Genomic DNA, 16658 nt, shown 5'->3' with positions numbered 1-16658 from the left:
TTCCAAGAAGAACAAACTTTGGCTGAGATATGATGATGACCGAGAAAGCTCCACTGACAATCCGTCTTTGCGGACCGCGCGGATTCTGCGCCGGAGTTGATCGGGCTATTCAGATCGTTATTCTGGCTCTGAAGAAATATGGCGCCCCGGTCTATGTGCGCCATGAGATCGTTCACAATCGTTATGTTGTCGAAGGATTGCAAGCGCGTGGTGCGGTCTTTGTCGAAGAACTGGATGAAATTCCTGCTGAGCATCGCGATCAGCCCGTCGTGTTTTCCGCTCATGGTGTGCCAAAATCGGTTCCGGCCGATGCTGAAAACAAGAACTTGTTTTACCTCGATGCGACATGCCCTCTTGTTTCAAAAGTGCACAAGCAGGCGATGCGCCATCAGCGCCTTGGCCGCCATGTGGTCTTGGTAGGGCATTCCGGCCATCCGGAGGTGATCGGGACTATGGGGCAGCTGCCAGACGGGGCAGTAACACTGATTGAAACCATCGAAGATGCGGCAACTTATATGCCCGCAGATCCAGAAAATCTCGGTTTCGTGACGCAGACAACCTTGTCCGTGGATGATACAGCCGGGATAATCGCAATTTTACAGGAACGCTTTCCGGCACTCACTGCACCGGCGGCCGAGTCCATTTGCTATGCCACTACCAATCGCCAGGATGCAGTAAAAGCGGCCGCTCCCGGATGCGACTTGTTTCTGATCGTAGGCGCTCCGAATTCCTCCAATTCCAAGCGGTTGGTTGAGGTAGCCGAGCGCTCCGGTGCCAAACAATCGCTTCTGGTTCAACGCGCATCCGATATTGACTGGACCGGTGTAGGTAAGATTGCCACCGTTGGTCTTTCTGCCGGTGCCTCCGCACCCGAGATCATTGTCGACGAAATTATCCAGTCATTTTCAGAACGATATTCGGTCTCAATTGAACTGGCTGAAACTACAGTTGAAACAGAGAATTTCCACGTTATGCGTGATCTGCGGGATGTAGAGTTAACAAGTCACGACATGGCTTTTGTCAATGGGACGCACTGACCATGGCCGTCTATACCGATATCAATGAAATCGACCTCGCAGAGTTTTTGAAGAACTACGATATTGGGGATTTGCTCTCCTATAAGGGAATTGCCGAAGGCGTCGAAAATTCAAACTACCTTCTGCACACGAGCAAGGCGGCATTTATTCTGACACTCTATGAGAAACGTGTTGACAGTAATGATCTGCCGTTTTTTCTGGGTCTCATGCAGCACCTAGCCGGTAGAGGCATCAGCTGCCCTTTGCCTGTGGTTCAGAAGTCAGGTTCGAACATCGGTGAACTTGCTGGCCGCCCCGCAGCTATCGTGACCTTTCTGGATGGCATGTGGATGCGCAGACCAACCGTGCAACACTGTGCGGCCCTTGGAGAGGCACTGGCGAGAATGCATCTTGCTGGCGAAGATTTCCCCATGCGCCGCAAGAATGCGCTCTCGGTAGAGAGCTGGCGCCCCTTATGGAACAATTCCAGAGCCGACGCAGATCGCGTTGAAGCAGGTCTCGCAAAAGAAACTGAAGAAGACCTGTTATTTCTTGAAGAGAATTGGCCTTCGCATCTTCCTTCGGGCATCATTCACGCGGACATGTTTCCTGATAACGTTTTTTTCCTCGGCGGTGAGTTGTCCGGGATTATCGACTTTTACTTCGCCTGCACGGACCTTCTTGCCTACGATGTTGCTGTTTGCCTGAATGCCTGGTGTTTCGAGAAAGACAATTCGTTCAACCTGACCAAGGGTACGGCATTGCTGCGAGGTTACAACTCTGTCCGGCCGTTGTCAGAAGAAGAGGCTGCAAGCCTGCCCGTTCTGGCTCGTGGCGCTGCACTGCGTTTCATGCTCACAAGGCTCTATGATTGGCTGAATACTCCCGAGGGAAGCTTCGTCGTCAAGAAAGACCCACTCGAATATTTGCGCCGTATGCGCTTCCATCGCCAGATACGAACTCCTGAAGAATATGGATTGGCGTTTGAGGGGCAAAGAGCGTGAAGGAGATACAAGCTTTCACCGATGGGGCATGTTCAGGCAATCCCGGCCCGGGAGGCTGGGGGGCAGTGCTACGCTGGAACGGGAACGAAAAGGAACTTTCTGGCGGTGAGGCTGACACCACGAATAATCGCATGGAGTTGATGGCCGCTATTTCGGCATTGAATGCGTTGAAAGAGCCTTGCCATGTAGATGTCTATACGGATTCAGTTTACGTTCGCGATGGCATTTCCGGATGGATTGAAGGCTGGAAAAGAAATGGCTGGAAAACGGCGGCCAAAAAGCCTGTGAAGAACGCCGAACTTTGGCAAGCCCTTGATGAAGCGCGCAAGCGCCACAAAGTTGTCTGGCATTGGGTAAAAGGCCATGCGGGGCATCCGGAAAACGAACGGGCTGACGAATTGGCGCGTGCCGGCATGGCGCCTTACAAATGGAAGTGATTGGCAAGAACCGGGGGTCCGATCCTTGCCTTGCTGGGCTTATCAGATCTGCTCAAGAATTGTAGCAGCACTTGAAGTAACTGCCTGACCGGGCGATTCCTCGATGTTGAGTTGCTTCACGACGCCATCTTCAACCAGCATGGAATAACGCTTGGATCGCACGCCCATATTGCCCGCACCAAGATCAATGTCCAAACCGACATCCTTGGTAAAAGTAGCATTTCCATCCGAGAGATACTGAATCTTGCCTTCGCCATTGGTGGCTTTTGCCCAAGCGCCCATGACATGCGGGTCATTGACTGCGACAACCACGATGGAGTCCACTCCTTTCGCCAGAATGGCGTTGCGGTTCTCAAGATAACCCGGCAGATGATTCATGCTGCAAGTCGGAGTGAAAGCGCCAGGTACGGCGAAAAGCACTACTTTTTTACCCTTGAAAAGCGCGTCGGAATTAATTTCGCTGACACCTTCGTCAGATTTGGTTTTAAATTTTGCATCGGGCAAACGTTCGCCCACCTTGATCGTCATGAACTTGCTCCTTGGGTAAATAGTATGACGGTGCAGACATAGTGCTGATGCCATGTTTTTACGAATTATTGTTGAACGTCAATCGTTCCAGAAACGGCCTGCTCTCCTTGAACCAGCGTATAGTTCAGTATCATCGATTTCTCTTGCTTGCCGGAGGTGACTGGAACGGAAAATACCGCGCGATTTTGGTCGCGGTTTTCAAGTTTGGCCATGCCGTAGGCCACCGATCCGTTTCCGGCGACAAAAATGTCCGTATTCGGATCATCAGCAGGCAAATTGACGACGATTCTAATAACATCTCCACTCTTGGACGCGGATGCCGCTCCAAAGTTCGTTGCGGGGTTTGCGGGCAACTGTTCAAACGCAGTGTTTATCAAAGTTTTTGACAGAGCATCAGACGGTGTATGATCTATTGCTATATCGAACTCCGCCGTAACCGGGATGCATATTGTTTCACAAATGCCAAGGAATGCATGTCCCTTCAGACGCGCTGGCTGACCAGCTTTCACCAAAGTCAACGTAACGGGAAGTGATACCGGTTTCTTATAACCTGCCCAATGCGTGCCTTCGTCGTCAAAACGATGCGGTGCAGGAAAACCAAGCACTGCGTTTTTTACATTTGTGCTACCCGAAATACTTAATTCCGGTGGTACACCCGCATCACCCGGCTCACGCCAATAGGTCTTCCAGCCCGGATCGAGGTTGATTTGGACGACGCCTCGTACCTCATCTGTATTGGGCAGAGGGTTATCTATAACCAGACGCACGCTCCCGCCGGGTGTTTTTGTCCAATCCGAACTTCCGGCATGAGCTTGAAAGGCAGTGGCTAAGGCAGCCAGAAAAATAAAAAATTTGATCTTCATGCCCAACCATTACAGGCCTTTGGGACGCGAGCAAGAAGGCTTAAGCTTCAAGTCATCATTTCTGCGTGAGCTTTCTGTTAGCCAGGAATTATGCGTGTGATTGCGATTCGTTATTCAAGGCCGTTGTTATTTGCAAATTCCTTGATACCTTTACTGCCATGGAGATTTTCAGAGACGCCAGTAAAAATACAGGATTTCTGAATGGGCAGTTCCTTCTCGCAATGCCGGGGATGGATGATAGCCGTTTTGCACGTTCGGTAATTTATGTGTGTGCACACTCCGAAAAGGGTGCAATGGGCCTGATTATAAACCGTGCTCAGGATATGGAGTTTGCAGATATTCTGGTTCAACTAGGTGTGCTTGATGAAGAGCAGGCTATTGTGATGCCAGAAAGAACGCGTGATTTTCTGGTGCGCAGTGGTGGTCCTGTCGAGATGCGGCGTGGATTCGTCCTGCATTCAGACGATTATCTGACGGATTCAACAATGCCGGTTGCCGAGGAAATCTGCCTGACGGGGACAATCGACATTTTGCGCGCTATTTCCGGAGGCTGTGGTCCCCGCAAAGCTCTGATGACACTTGGCTATTCTGGCTGGGCATCGGGCCAGTTGGAAACCGAGATAGCAAACAATGGCTGGCTAACGTGTCAGGCGCCACAGGAATTGCTGTTCGATACCGATATGGATCGCAAATATGATCGAATCCTCAGTCATATGGGCGTTGACCCATCAAGGCTGGCAACAATTGCGGGCCATGCCTAGAAAATTGCTCTAGGTGTGGAGCCTCAAGAGGTTGTCCCAGTTTAGACTGAGTCGACTGATGGGTGTTTGTGATTTTAGGCTGCCGTGCGGGCGATGCCAATTGTACATATGCGTCCACTGTGGGAGATGGGCTTTGCGGAGCTCTGACGAAGGATAGGCACGTGCATAGGCCCATTCTCGCAAGGCTGTCTGGATGAAGCGTTCGGCCTTGCCGTTGGTTTGGGGCGTATAGGGTTTGGTTCGGATATGCTTGAGACCGAGCGCCTTGCAGGCCTTTGCAAAGTCCTTGGCTTTGTAGCATGAGCCGTTGTCGGTCATGACGCGTGTGACGGTGACGCCGAGGTGCTTGTAGTAGGTGACCGCCGCCTTGAGAAAGGCAATGGCGCTGACGGCCTTCTCGTCGGGCAAGATATCTGTGAAGGCGATGCGGGAGGCGTCGTCGATGCAGACGTGAACGTATTCCCAGCCGACACCACGTGAGTTGCTCTGCCCTTTGCGGTCACCGGTGATGCGGTGACCGACCCGTTCGAAACGGCCTAGCCGCTTGATATCGAGATGGATCAGGCCACCTGGCTCACTATACTGGTAGCGCACCACCGGTTCGGCCGGTTCAATGTCCTTCATCCGCGAGAGCTTTGCGCGCCGCAGGATACGGCTGACGGTAGCGGGCGAGACGCCCGTTTCGAGAGCAATGTGCTTGCCAGTCAGGCGCTGGCGGCGAAGCGTGATGATACGCTGCGCCAGCGCCTGATCTGTCTGCTGTGGACTGTTTTGCGGGCGCGACGAGCGATCGATCATCTGGGCACGCCCACCCTGTTCGAAGCGTTTGACCCAGCGCGACACGATCTTGAGCGAAACGGCATAAACGCGGCCGGCTTCTGCCTTGGTCAGCGCACCGCAAAGAACCGCGACAGCCATTTCCTCTCGACGCAACGGGGTCAGTCGGGCATTCTTATGAATGTTCATTCGGAGCGATCCTGGAAAACTGAGGTGTGGTAACTCCAGTCTCCTAAATCCGCTCCGAATGGACAACCTCCTGAAAGCTCACATCTAGGCCTCAGAATCAAGACGCCTTTGATTGCTGGAACTGATCACGTAGCAGTTTGGTTGCTACATCCAATGTCAGCGGAGGGCTGAACATGAAGCTCTGGGCAAACTCACATCCCATCTGACGTAGTTGCAGAGCATCACTTTCATTCTCAATGCCTTCCGTGACAACTGACAAGCCCAGATCATGCGCCATACTGATCATCGAGCGCAGCAGCGTAACCTTTTGCGGTTGCTCCGCCTTTAGGAACGATCGATCAATCTTGATCATGTCGAACGGAAAGGATGTCAGATAGGACAGGGAAGAGTATCCCGTACCGAAGTCATCAAGTGAAACACCGACACCCATCGCCCTAATGCTGGAAAGCACATAAGCAGACCGCTCCGGGTTCTCCATCATGAGAGATTCAGTTAATTCCAGCTTGAGGCTGGCCGGGTTGATCTGTGTTTGCAGTAACACCGACCGTACATCATCAATCAGATCCTGGCGGATCAATTGGCTGCTCGAGATGTTCACTGAAACGAACAGGGGAGTGGCACCCAAAGTACGCTGCCAGTTTACCAGATCATCCGCAGCGCGGCGCATTGCAAACAAGCCAAGCTGAACGATCAAGCCGGAACTCTCAGCAATCGGTATGAATTCTGATGGTGGTATAGAGCCACGGCGGGGATGATCCCACCGCATAAGAGCTTCAAATCCAGCGATGCTGTTGTCGTCAAGGCGTACAATCGGTTGATAGGCCATATGAATTTCGTGACGCTCAAGCGCGCGGCGCAAATCAGATTCAAGTTGAAGCCGGTCACTTCCGACTGCACGGAAAGCAGGGCGGAAAGGCTCTATACGATCGCCACCAAACCTTTTTGCCTGATACATGGCGAGTTCGGCGTCTTTGACCAGATCTTCTGGCGATGCGGAACTGCCGCTTGTCCATGTGATCAATCCAAGCGAGGCTGTCAGCACAATTTCACGTTTCGAGAAAGCGATGGGCGCACGAATTGCCTGCTTAATCGCCTCAGCGAAGGCCGCAATTTTCGCAGGCTCGCTTTCCGATACCAGCATAAGGCCGAATTGATCGGCAGAGAGGCGGCTCAGTGTATCCTGTGGACGCAACAGGCGATGCAGACGACGCGATATTGTGAGCAGGAAGGTGTCACCTGCCGATAGGCCAAGACCATCATTAACCTGCTTGAAACGATCAATGTCGATAATGAAAATCGTTGGGCGCAGCCTGCTTTCTGTCTGTGCCATGGTGATGACTGAACCCAGACGGTCAAGAAACAGTTCGCGATTTGGCAGGCCTGTCAGGTTGTCGTGAACAGCGTCATGCAAGAGACGCTCTTCTGCCTTCTTCTGCTCAGTCACATCGATAAGCGTGCCGACACAACGCACGATCTCCCCGTCAGAGCCAATTACGGGCCGTGCTTTCAACGAATACCAATAATAATGGCCATCATTGGCGCGCAGGCGGAAGGTCTGCGATATGCGGCCCCGGCGATTTTCGAGAATAGCATCAAGTGTTGTGCGAAAACGGTCGCGATCATCGGCATGCAAAGTTGGCAGCCAGTTGCGGACGGCACCATGAAGTGAGCTTGCCGACGCTCCAAGGAAGTTCGTAAGGTCGGGGGTGGTTACTACCCGATCACGTGGCACGTCCCAATCCCAGACGATATCGCCAGAGCCGATAATGGCCAGAGCCTGCCGTTCCACGTCCGAGAAAAGGCCTTGCTGCAACGCACCACCGGAAAATGCGTGTTGCATGACGGTAAAGCCGATCAGCAATACGATCAGCACCAAACCGCCAGCCAGTGCCGGTTGGATAATATCATTGGACAAGAGGCCGGATACGGTCAGCCAGCTCCCGAGCAGCCAGACCAGCAACAGCATCCATGTCGGTATCAACATGATCGCCCGATCATAGCTGCGGAAGGAGAAAAAACCGATCAGCAAGGTGCCAGATAGAATCGTCAAAGCAAACGAAAAACGGGCAATGCCAGCAGCAACCGGCGGATCAAAAATGGCAACACCCGAGACGATAGCGAGCCCCAAAATCCAAGTCAGTGCCCCATAGCTGAAGTTGTCATGCCATCGATTGAGATTCAAATAGGTGAATAGAAAAATCACCAGTGTCGCGGCGAGTGCGACCTCCGTGCCAGCTCGCCATACTTGTTCGTTGCCGGGGGTTATCTCGATCAGCTTGTTCCAGAAACCAAAGTCCACGCAGATATAGGCCAATACAGCCCATGCCAAGGCCGCTGTTGCCGGAAAAAGAGACGTTCCCTTCACGACAAACAGAATGGTGAGAAACAAGGCAAGCAAACCCGCAATGCCGAGGAGAATTCCACGATAAAGAGTATAGGAATTGACCGTATCCTTATAGGCATTGGGCTCCCATACATAGACCTGTGGCAGGTTAGGAGATGCCAACTCGGCAACCAAGGTGATGACAGACCCCGGGTTGAGTGTAATCAGAAAGATATCGGCATCCTCACTGGCCTGCCGGTCAAGCGCAAAACCTTCGCTGGGCGTGATGGAGGTAACGCGGGTAGAGCCTAAATCCGGCCAGATAAATCCGGAGCCGACAAGCCGGAAATGCGGCACAACAATCAGGCGATCAATCTGCTCATCAGTCGGATTTGCCAGAGCAAATGCTGCCCAATCGCCGGCTGCACGCTTGTCATTTGCAGGCACTTCGATGCGGCGAACGATGCCATCGGTTCCAGGAGCGGTGGAAACCTGAAAAGTCTCTCCCTGATTTGTGTAAACTTCCACGGCCTTGGACAGGTCGAGCGCAGTGCTTTCCTTGGTGATCTTGATGGTTTCAAACGCTTGAGCAGTCGCATGAACAGACAACAGCGCAACGACAAGGAGACACATGCGCAACAAGCTTCTCAGCATATGTCCAATCAATAAAGCCACTGATAATACCTTTGCTTGGTTACCGCCACCGGTCATCTTCAATAAGAGAGAAGAGCAGATGGTTTTGCCACATACCATTGATTTTGAGGTAGGAGCGTAACAGTCCTTCCCTCTGAAATCCGGCTTTTTCGAGAAGCCGGATGGATCTTTCATTGCTTGGAATACAGGCCGCTTCCAGCCGGTGCAACCTTAGCTTGGTAAAAGCATAGGGTATAATCAGTTGAAGAGCTTCATACATATAGCCTTGACCGGCAAATGGCTGGCCAACCCAATATCCGATCATAGCATTCTGTCCGACACCGCGCCGAATGTTGCCAAGGGTAATACCACCAATCAGACGAGAGTCGGTGTTGCGAAACAGAAAAAGGGGATAGGCAGTTCCAGCAGCAGCTTCCTCGTCATAATGCCTGATCCTGTGGCGAAATGCGCTTCGCTCCAAATCATCCAGGGCCCAAAGCGGTTCCCACGGCACTAAAAAATCACGACTTTGCGCGCGAAGCGTTGCCCAAGCCTTGTAATCTGAAAGTTGTGGCGGACGTAAATACAGCCGCTCGCCCTGAAGGGGCGGGGCTGCACTTTTCAGGAAGGGCAGGGCGATCATCGCACCTTAGACAGCGATTTTTCGCGGGCTTGCCGATATAGACGTCAAACCGTTGCGAACGTCATCAAATTTCATCAAGGAACCAACTGGCCCAACAGCGGCAATAGTCGGCGTCGTATCGAGAAACAGCCGACCTGCAAGATCTGTCAGGCGCTCGACCGTAATTTTAGACAACCGGTCTACCAGCGCTTCAGTTGATACAGGTTCACCATAAAGCATGATCTGTCTTGCGATTTGTCCTGCCCTGCTGGCAGGACTTTCATGCGACATTAGCAGGCTGGCACGATACTGCGCCCGGGCGCGATTGAGTTCCTCCTGGGAGATATTGCGCGCAGCTTCATGCAACTCGTTGATAATGACAGGAACAAGCTTTTTAAGATTGTTTCGGCCAGTAGCGGCATGAATGCCAAAAATCCCGGTATCGGAAAAGCCCCAGTGAAAAGCATATACGGAATAGCACAGTCCGCGTTTTTCCCGCACTTCCTGGAAAAGCCGGGAAGACATTCCCCCGCCAAGCACCATGGATAGCAATTGCGAAGCATAGAAGTCACGCACATGATAGGCGCGGCCTTCAAAGCCCATGACAAGTTGTGCATCCATCAATTCCCGTTCTTCACGGAAATCGCCGCCAACATAATGTGCTGAATCAGCCTCTGGCGCAGTTGATTTTGCCCGGAATGAGCCAAGACGTTTTTCAACTTCCCGCACAAATTCATCATGCTTTACACCACCCGCGGCAACCACGACCATGCGTTCGGCGCTGTACTGCTCATCCATGTAACGGCGCAGATCGGCTGAAGAAAAGGATTGAACGGTTTCAGGTGTACCGAGAATAGTCCGACCGATAGTCTGGTTTTTGAAGGATGCTTCGGTAAAGCGATCAAACACCACATCATCGGGCGTGTCATGCGCCGCGCCGATTTCCTGCATGATGACGTTCTTTTCACGCTCAAGTTCGTCTGCATCAAACTTGGAACCTGTCATGATGTCGGTGAGGATATCAATAGCCAGCGGCATGTCATCGCGCAAAACGCGAGCGTAATAAGATGTGGTCTCGACGCTGGTTGCAGCGTTTATTTCGCCGCCGACATCTTCAATATCGGCCGCAATTTTCCACGCGGAGCGATTCTCAGTCCCTTTGAAGGCCATGTGTTCAAGAAGATGAGCCATGCCATGCTGGTTCTTCGCCTCACTTCTTGACCCCGCTTTTACCCAGATGCCAAGTGCTACACTCTCCACATGCGGCATTGTCTCTGTCGCAATCGTCAAACCGTTGGAGAGGCGACTGATTTCAACGCCCATGCAATGCTCCTCACTTGCCGCCCTTGCTGCGCCGTACATCCGGATTGGAAGCACACTGGACGCATCAGCGCTTTGTATTTGTTCATCACCGCTCAATCTGTTTAAAGCTTATGAGGTGATGCACGCGAATGTTGGCTAATATACTCTTCCACATTTTTCAGGTCGTTGGGAAGTACCGTGTATTGTTCTTTTCGCTCCATCAAATCGCCGAGCCATGTCGGAAGATCCGCGTTTATTCCGCTGGCAGCTTTTACAGCATCGGGAAATTTAGCAGGATGGGCTGTCGCAAGAACGACGCTCATTTGATCCGCAGGGATTTTTTCGCGGGCCACCTTCAATCCAATGGCAGAATGCGGATCCATGAGATACCCGGTAGATCTTAACACTTGGCCGATTGTCCCGGCCGTTTCGGCTGCCGTTGATCGACCAGCGCCAAACTCGGTGCATATCTTACTAAGTGCGGTGTCGCCAATCACGAAGCCGCCTGACTGTTTCAGGTTGTCCATCAAGCGCCGCACAGCTCCCGCATCCCGATCATGAGCTTCAAATAGCAGTCGTTCGAAATTGGACGATACCTGAATGTCCATTGATGGTGAAGTCGTGTGAAAAACGCCGCGCGTTTCATAATGTCCCGTTTCAATCGTGCGGGTCAGAATGTCATTCTCATTTGTCGCTATGATCAGCCGGTCAATCGGGAGGCCCATGCGCTTGGCGACGTAACCAGCAAAAATATCACCAAAATTCCCTGTGGGAACCGTGAAGGATATTTTTCGATCAGGACTGCCGAGGGAAAGTGCCGAAGTAAAATAGTAGACGATCTGGGGCATTATGCGTGCCCAATTGATTGAGTTGACTCCCGACAATGATAGCGCGTCACGGAAGTTCAGATCATTGAACATGCCTTTGACCAGCGACTGACAATCATCAAAATTCCCATCGATCGCCAATGCGTGCACATTGGGCGCGGCGGATGTCGTCATTTGCCGCTGCTGCACGTTTGAAACCCGGTTGTGCGGGAACATGATGAAAATATCAGTCCTGTCGCGATTGGCAAAAGCCTCAATAGCTGCACCGCCAGTGTCGCCGGACGTTGCTCCCACAATGGTGGCCCGCTCATTGCGCTGTGTCAGTATGTAATCCATCAATCGTGCCAAGAGCTGCATCGCCACGTCCTTGAAGGCAAGGGTGGGCCCATGGAAGAGCTCTAGAACGAATTCACTATGTGCGGTCTGAACGAGAGGGCAAACTGCATCATGGCGGAATGTTTGATAGGCTTCGTGCACCATGCGCTCGAAATCGGCCTGATCGATGTCACCTTCAATAAAGGGCGTCAGGACATGAATCGCGATCTCAGCATAGGTCTTACCTCTGAGTGAGCGAAGCTCAGCAGCGGAAAACTGTGGAAACTGCTCCGGAAGATAAAGGCCTCCATCACGTGCAAGGCCCGCCAGAAGCGCGTCAGAAAAGGCAAGTTTAGGGGCTTCGCCGCGGGTACTGATGTATTTCATATTTTTGCCTTGTGTACCTTGTCTAAGAGAGTGCCTATGTCGTGCTGGTAAAAAAGCTGGTGACGCCCGTCGCATTATTTGCTTACCGTTGGTATAGAACATGTCGGTTCGTCAAGCTTCGTTCTTCGGGGAAAGTTCTGTTCATGAAGTCAAAAACACATAATTCCAAGCCTTTCTATCAACTTTACGCCCCCATTTGCGCTTTGACCTTTGCTGTAGGACTGAGTGCCTGCTCCACCGGCGGCACCAAAGTGGAAGATCCCAATAGCCCCAAAGCTCAAGCATTGGGCCAAGCCGAGGAACGGATCAAGGCTTCCGAATTATTGGCCTTTTGCCCGCAGGTTACTATTCGTGAGGGCACATCTGTAATGACAAATTACGGAAAAGCCGAAAAAATTGCGGACAATCTGATTTATCAAGCTTCAATCTCCAATGAAACGCGTTCCTGCAAGACGGTCGATGGTAATATGACGATGAATGTTGCCATTGCCGGCAAGATCGTCCCTGGACCGAAATTTGCACCAAACACAGTGAACGTGCCAATCCGTGTTGCCGTCGTGCAGGGAACTGACGTTCTCTATTCGAAACTGCATCATCAGGCAGTTCCCGCTAATGATAGTAGCGCTGCAACGCAGTTTGTTTTCAATGATGCGAATGTTTCTTTTCCAAAACCTTCGGCTCAAAATATTCAGGTCTTTATCGGTTTCGATGAATCAGGCGATGCGCCCAAAAAATCGAGAAAGCAGTAAGAAAAGCCGACGGTAGCCGGCTTTTCATTTCACTTATACAGTTTCTGACCAGATCGACATGGCTTCGATGGTCGCTGGTAAATCCTTGTGGCGACTGATGACTGTTTCGGCACCAGCGTCAGTTAGCTTATCGGCGTGTCCGGGATAGGTATGCGAACCACCAGTGAAACCGATAACGCGCATGCCTGCGGTATGCGCGGCGTGCACGCCGTGGGTGGAATCTTCTATCACAATGGCATTGGCTGGATTCACGTTGAATTGCTTCGCCGCAAACAGATAGACATCGGGGGCCGGTTTGGGCTTCTGGGTCCCTACTTCCCGCGCAGAAAAGATATGAGGTGAGAACAACTCGTAGAGAGTGCTTTGTTCAAGCATCATTTTTAGCGACGAACTGATTGAGTTGGAAGCAATGCACTTTGTATAGCGCAGTGAGGCAATAACCTGTTCGGCACCCTCAATTACGTTCAGCTCATTGCGCAGTTTGTGGTCCATCTGGCGAGCCGATTCTTCGATCAGGGATGCTGAAATCGGAATTCCGGATTCTTTTTCAACTTGCAGCAGAATGTCGGTCCATGTCAGGCCCGCAAAACGTTCAGCGATTGTCTCCGGGTCAATCGGATAACCTGATTGCGTCAGCAATTGAGATTCAACTTCAGCAGCGAGGAATTCTGAATCAACGAGCACGCCATCGCAGTCGAAGATTATGAGCTGGGGTTCCATTGGATCATACCTGTCGGGAATAATGTGCGGCACATAATGCACGCCTCGGGTCAATTGGGGGGATTACGGGCATCGACTACACCCTTATCGGCCAGGCGTCAAAGAAAAGCTCATTGGCAAGATACCGATCTGTCGTCTCTTAACGCGATATTTACCCTACGCGGTAACCATAAGGATCAGTAAAGCGTCTCCAGTAATCGAGTATCCCATGTCTGTTGTCCGTCGCGTGAATGAACTTTCCCAGTCCGCACCGCAAGCTTCCTGGCTTGATACGATTCTCAAAGGGGATTGTGTTGCAGCCCTCAACCGGTTGCCCGATCATTCGATCGATGTGATCTTTGCCGATCCGCCCTACAATCTGCAGCTTGAAGGTGATCTCCACCGGCCAGATCAGTCGAAAGTAGATGCTGTCGATGATCATTGGGATCAATTTGAAAGCTTCCAGGCCTATGATGCATTCACCAGAGCCTGGCTGCTGGCCTGCCGTCGCGTCTTGAAGCCTAACGGAACCATTTGGGTCATCGGCTCCTACCACAATATTTTCCGCGTTGGCGCAAGCATGCAAGATCTTGGATTCTGGATGCTTAACGACATCGTCTGGCGCAAGAATAACCCAATGCCCAATTTCCGTGGACGACGCTTCCAGAACGCCCATGAGACGATGATTTGGGCATCGCGTGATCAAAAGGCGAAAGGCTACACATTCAATTATGAAGCCATGAAGGCAGCCAATGACGATCTGCAAATGAGGTCGGACTGGCTTTTCCCGATTTGCACAGGGGGAGAGCGCCTTAAAGATGAGAATGGCGATAAAGTTCACCCGACTCAGAAGCCGGAAGCCCTCCTTGCCCGGATACTTATGGCGTCGTCGAAGCCCGGTGATATCATTCTTGATCCCTTCTTCGGCTCTGGAACAACAGGCGCCGTTGCAAAACGCCTCGGACGGCACTTCGTTGGCATTGAGCGTGAGCAAAAATATATCGATGCTGCGACCGCTCGGATCGCTTCTGTGGAGCCGCTGGCAGGTGCTGAACTGACGGTGATGACAAGCAAGCGTGCAGAACCGCGTGTGGCATTTGGCAGTATCGTCGAGTCAGGCATGTTGAAGCCCGGCGCGATCCTGAGTGATGCACGCGGACGTCACGCTGCCATTGTCAGGGCAGATGGTACGATTACGACCGGCGGCGATGCTGGCTCTATCCATCGCATGGGGGCCAAAGTGCAGGGATTCGACGCCTGCAATGGTTGGACGTTCTGGCACTATGAGGAGGAAGGCTCACTGAAGCCTATTGACGAACTGCGCAAGCAGGTTCGTAGCGGGATGCTTTCCGCTGGAGCTTGAAGAATCCGATCGGCGGTGACCTCCAGCGCCGTACCGATGCACGAACGCCCGTGGTTTTGCCGCGGGCGTTTTGTTTTTGAAGATCAGGTGGAATCAGACCTGGATACCAAATTTGTTCAGATCCGCTCTTAAAGTATCGGGGTCGATAAACTGTATCGACTGCCAGCCTGCCGCTTGTGCCCCGGCAACGTTTTTCGGGCTATCGTCAATGAACAATGTTGCCGCTGGGTCGACATCGAAGGCTCTGACGTGATGATCATAAATTGCGCTGTCAGGCTTCAAGAGGCCAATATCACCCGAAATTGTAACGCCGCGGCTCTCGGTGAGGAACGGAAAGCGTGTCCATGCCTCGCGTAAGGTATCCGAAGCAAAATTCGTAAGCATTGTGACATCGTGACCATCGGCGATCAGCTTGCGCATGATTTCAACGCTGCCGTCGATGGAATGAGTGATCATCATGTGCCAGTTTTGCCTGAAAGCTCGTATATTATGTTCATGGTCAGGGTAATCCGCGATCAACAGCGCTTCAGCTTCCGGCCATTTTCTGCCCCGATCCTGCTCAATATTCCAAGCACTTGTGCATACGTTTTCGAGGAACCATCTCCGTTCAGCAGGATCAGGAATGAGCTCACGAAATGCGGCCTCCGGCTCGTAAGCTATAAGAACCATGCCAATGTCGAAAACGATATGCTTGACGGGAGTCATTCAGGTTTCCTTCTTTTCGTGAAAGCATCTGGAATGGCAGAAGCAATGGCCTTTTTCATGACCGTCGGCAACGCTTCCTCATGAAGATTCTCGACTTTGACCCACCAGCCCCCAAAGCCGGAGGATGCTGCTATATCATCGGCCTTATAGATTCTTAAACGCAGTTCGAAATGCGTGAAAACATGCGTGATGTTGCCCGTCGGTGTCCATGTTCCGGGGAAGGGCGCTGCATTGATTTCAGTATCGCCGTCGATCCGCGATGTCCATCCTGTTGTTGGTACTTCTGCCATACCGCCCAATAGTCCTGTTTCTGCACGGCTTTGAAGATAGATCTCATTGTCGGAAGAAATGGCGACGAATGCGGCCCCTAGACGAACTGGCTTATCCTTCTTGGGGGCTTTCACCGGAAACAGTTGCGGATCTCCTGTCTTCAGTGCCTGACAATTGTCTTTAACCGGACAGATGATGCATGCCGGTCGTTTGGGCGTGCATATAGTCGCTCCGAGATCCATCATTGCCTGAGCAAAATCACCGGGACGTTCGCAGGGAGTAAGCGCCTGCATCTTCGCCCGAATGGCTGGTTTGGCGGAGGGAAGAGGGGTGGTTATAGCGTGGAGCCTTGTGATAACGCGCTCTACATTGCCATCAACAACGGCAACAGGCATATCAAAGGCAATGGATGCAATAGCTGCGGCAGTATAGTCACCTATTCCCGGCAGGGCCTTCAGGTCGGTAGCGTCACGCGGAAATTGGCCATTATAGGTATTGGAAACTATATCAGCACATTTCTTCAGATTGCGTGCTCTGGAATAATAGCCAAGGCCCGCCCAAGCCCTTAGAACATCGTCCTGACTGGCGGCAGCAAGACTCGCGACAGTAGGCCATTTTCCTGTAAATACATTAAAATATGGCTTTACCGCTTCAACAGTTGTCTGTTGCAGCATGATTTCAGACAGCCAGATTCGGTAAGGATCGGCAATTTTTCCGCGCGACCGTTCGCTTGGTGAAATGCGCCACGGCAAAATCCTGTGGTGGGTATCATACCATTTTACTAGTTTTGTCGTTATGGGTTGCATCAATTACAAACTGCGCTACAGGGTAGAAATACGTTATTCACAAATTGGCTGATTGTGCCAGTTTCAGTTATATTCGGAACCA

Annotated in this window: 16 protein-coding genes; 6 read left to right on the top strand and 10 right to left on the bottom strand. The window is 51.8% G+C overall.

Annotation, left to right across the window (positions count from 1 at the left end; translation table 11 throughout):
- Positions 1-35 precede the first annotated feature (35 nt).
- From ispH to rnhA, 3 genes are read left to right on the top strand one after another with little or no spacing between them, the layout of a single operon-like run.
- The gene (ispH, locus tag ACYJL1_RS15085; protein WP_460898059.1) at positions 36-1037 is read left to right on the top strand and encodes a 4-hydroxy-3-methylbut-2-enyl diphosphate reductase; all 1002 of its coding nucleotides are present in this window, start codon (positions 36-38) and stop codon (positions 1035-1037) included.
- Positions 1038-1039: 2 nt separating this feature from the next.
- Positions 1040-2020: a homoserine kinase gene (locus ACYJL1_RS15080; protein ID WP_460896142.1), complete on the top strand. Its 981-nt coding sequence runs from the start codon at positions 1040-1042 to the stop codon at positions 2018-2020.
- Positions 2017-2457 carry a ribonuclease HI gene (gene rnhA / locus ACYJL1_RS15075; RefSeq protein WP_460896141.1) on the top strand — a complete coding sequence of 147 codons (441 nt, stop codon included), beginning with the start codon at positions 2017-2019 and terminating at the stop codon, positions 2455-2457. Before ACYJL1_RS15080 ends, rnhA begins: the two co-directional genes overlap by 4 nt.
- Positions 2458-2499: 42 nt before the next feature.
- On the opposite strand, the gene ACYJL1_RS15070 is transcribed toward rnhA, so the two are convergent.
- Both ACYJL1_RS15070 and ACYJL1_RS15065 read right to left on the bottom strand, forming a co-directional pair.
- A complete protein-coding gene (locus tag ACYJL1_RS15070) occupies positions 2500-2985 on the bottom strand; it encodes a redoxin family protein (RefSeq protein WP_460896140.1) in 486 nt (161 codons plus the stop codon).
- Between the two features lie 65 nt (positions 2986-3050).
- On the bottom strand, positions 3051-3848 hold the full coding sequence (locus ACYJL1_RS15065) for a protein-disulfide reductase DsbD domain-containing protein (protein WP_460896139.1): 798 nt from the start codon (positions 3846-3848) through the stop codon (positions 3051-3053).
- 158 nt (positions 3849-4006) lie between these two features.
- Between ACYJL1_RS15065 and ACYJL1_RS15060 the strand changes: the two genes are divergently transcribed.
- The gene (locus ACYJL1_RS15060) at positions 4007-4609 is read left to right on the top strand and encodes a YqgE/AlgH family protein (protein WP_460896138.1); all 603 of its coding nucleotides are present in this window, start codon (positions 4007-4009) and stop codon (positions 4607-4609) included.
- A gap of 9 nt (positions 4610-4618) precedes the next feature.
- On the opposite strand, the gene ACYJL1_RS15055 is transcribed toward ACYJL1_RS15060, so the two are convergent.
- From ACYJL1_RS15055 to thrC, 5 genes are all read right to left on the bottom strand, one after another.
- Entirely contained in the window at positions 4619-5575 is a 957-nt protein-coding gene (locus ACYJL1_RS15055; RefSeq protein ID WP_460896137.1) for an IS481 family transposase, read from the bottom strand.
- Between the two features lie 97 nt (positions 5576-5672).
- A complete protein-coding gene (locus ACYJL1_RS15050) occupies positions 5673-8531 on the bottom strand; it encodes a putative bifunctional diguanylate cyclase/phosphodiesterase (protein WP_460898058.1) in 2859 nt (952 codons plus the stop codon).
- A gap of 61 nt (positions 8532-8592) precedes the next feature.
- Positions 8593-9174: a GNAT family N-acetyltransferase gene (locus ACYJL1_RS15045; protein WP_460896136.1), complete on the bottom strand. Its 582-nt coding sequence runs from the start codon at positions 9172-9174 to the stop codon at positions 8593-8595.
- A 6-nt stretch (positions 9175-9180) separates the two neighbouring features.
- The gene (locus tag ACYJL1_RS15040; RefSeq protein WP_460896135.1) at positions 9181-10476 is read right to left on the bottom strand and encodes a M16 family metallopeptidase; all 1296 of its coding nucleotides are present in this window, start codon (positions 10474-10476) and stop codon (positions 9181-9183) included.
- 101 nt (positions 10477-10577) lie between these two features.
- Positions 10578-11984: a threonine synthase gene (gene thrC, locus ACYJL1_RS15035; RefSeq protein WP_460896134.1), complete on the bottom strand. Its 1407-nt coding sequence runs from the start codon at positions 11982-11984 to the stop codon at positions 10578-10580.
- A gap of 143 nt (positions 11985-12127) precedes the next feature.
- On the opposite strand from thrC, the gene ACYJL1_RS15030 reads away from it, so the two are divergent.
- Positions 12128-12733 carry a hypothetical protein gene (locus ACYJL1_RS15030; protein WP_460896133.1) on the top strand — a complete coding sequence of 202 codons (606 nt, stop codon included), beginning with the start codon at positions 12128-12130 and terminating at the stop codon, positions 12731-12733.
- Positions 12734-12766: 33 nt separating this feature from the next.
- On the opposite strand, the gene ACYJL1_RS15025 is transcribed toward ACYJL1_RS15030, so the two are convergent.
- Positions 12767-13453 carry an HAD family hydrolase gene (locus ACYJL1_RS15025; RefSeq protein ID WP_460896132.1) on the bottom strand — a complete coding sequence of 229 codons (687 nt, stop codon included), beginning with the start codon at positions 13451-13453 and terminating at the stop codon, positions 12767-12769.
- Between the two features lie 208 nt (positions 13454-13661).
- On the opposite strand from ACYJL1_RS15025, the gene ACYJL1_RS15020 reads away from it, so the two are divergent.
- Positions 13662-14795 carry a DNA methyltransferase gene (locus tag ACYJL1_RS15020; protein ID WP_460896131.1) on the top strand — a complete coding sequence of 378 codons (1134 nt, stop codon included), beginning with the start codon at positions 13662-13664 and terminating at the stop codon, positions 14793-14795.
- Between the two features lie 93 nt (positions 14796-14888).
- Here ACYJL1_RS15020 and ACYJL1_RS15015 read toward each other — a convergent pair whose 3' ends face one another.
- Complete coding sequence (locus ACYJL1_RS15015; protein WP_460896130.1) at positions 14889-15500, bottom strand: HAD family hydrolase; 612 nt, start codon at positions 15498-15500, stop codon at positions 14889-14891.
- Positions 15497-16576, bottom strand: coding sequence for an A/G-specific adenine glycosylase (gene mutY / locus ACYJL1_RS15010; RefSeq protein ID WP_460898057.1), 1080 nt, complete (start codon positions 16574-16576; stop codon positions 15497-15499). The genes ACYJL1_RS15015 and mutY overlap by 4 nt, the downstream gene beginning before the upstream one ends.
- Positions 16577-16658 lie beyond the last annotated feature (82 nt).

The sequence above is a fragment of the Phyllobacterium sp. K27 genome (assembly GCF_054796155.1).
The sequence above is the reverse complement of the archived record's forward strand: the minus strand, read 5'-3'. Positions and strand labels throughout refer to the sequence as shown.

Excerpts from the sequence above, each read along its gene's own strand:
- ispH (WP_460898059.1), top strand. The coding sequence starts at position 36 with ATGACCGAGAAAGCTCCACTGACAATCCGTCTTTGCGGACCGCGCGGA.
- ACYJL1_RS15080 (WP_460896142.1), top strand. The coding sequence starts at position 1,040 with ATGGCCGTCTATACCGATATCAATGAAATCGACCTCGCAGAGTTTTTG.
- ACYJL1_RS15070 (WP_460896140.1), bottom strand. The coding sequence starts at position 2,985 with ATGACGATCAAGGTGGGCGAACGTTTGCCCGATGCAAAATTTAAAACC.
- ACYJL1_RS15065 (WP_460896139.1), bottom strand. The coding sequence starts at position 3,848 with ATGAAGATCAAATTTTTTATTTTTCTGGCTGCCTTAGCCACTGCCTTT.
- ACYJL1_RS15060 (WP_460896138.1), top strand. The coding sequence starts at position 4,007 with ATGGAGATTTTCAGAGACGCCAGTAAAAATACAGGATTTCTGAATGGG.
- ACYJL1_RS15055 (WP_460896137.1), bottom strand. The coding sequence starts at position 5,575 with ATGAACATTCATAAGAATGCCCGACTGACCCCGTTGCGTCGAGAGGAA.
- ACYJL1_RS15050 (WP_460898058.1), bottom strand. The coding sequence starts at position 8,531 with ATGTGTCTCCTTGTCGTTGCGCTGTTGTCTGTTCATGCGACTGCTCAA.
- ACYJL1_RS15045 (WP_460896136.1), bottom strand. The coding sequence starts at position 9,174 with ATGATCGCCCTGCCCTTCCTGAAAAGTGCAGCCCCGCCCCTTCAGGGC.
- ACYJL1_RS15040 (WP_460896135.1), bottom strand. The coding sequence starts at position 10,476 with ATGGGCGTTGAAATCAGTCGCCTCTCCAACGGTTTGACGATTGCGACA.
- thrC (WP_460896134.1), bottom strand. The coding sequence starts at position 11,984 with ATGAAATACATCAGTACCCGCGGCGAAGCCCCTAAACTTGCCTTTTCT.
- ACYJL1_RS15030 (WP_460896133.1), top strand. The coding sequence starts at position 12,128 with ATGAAGTCAAAAACACATAATTCCAAGCCTTTCTATCAACTTTACGCC.
- ACYJL1_RS15025 (WP_460896132.1), bottom strand. The coding sequence starts at position 13,453 with ATGGAACCCCAGCTCATAATCTTCGACTGCGATGGCGTGCTCGTTGAT.
- ACYJL1_RS15020 (WP_460896131.1), top strand. The coding sequence starts at position 13,662 with ATGTCTGTTGTCCGTCGCGTGAATGAACTTTCCCAGTCCGCACCGCAA.
- ACYJL1_RS15015 (WP_460896130.1), bottom strand. The coding sequence starts at position 15,500 with ATGACTCCCGTCAAGCATATCGTTTTCGACATTGGCATGGTTCTTATA.
- mutY (WP_460898057.1), bottom strand. The coding sequence starts at position 16,576 with ATGCAACCCATAACGACAAAACTAGTAAAATGGTATGATACCCACCAC.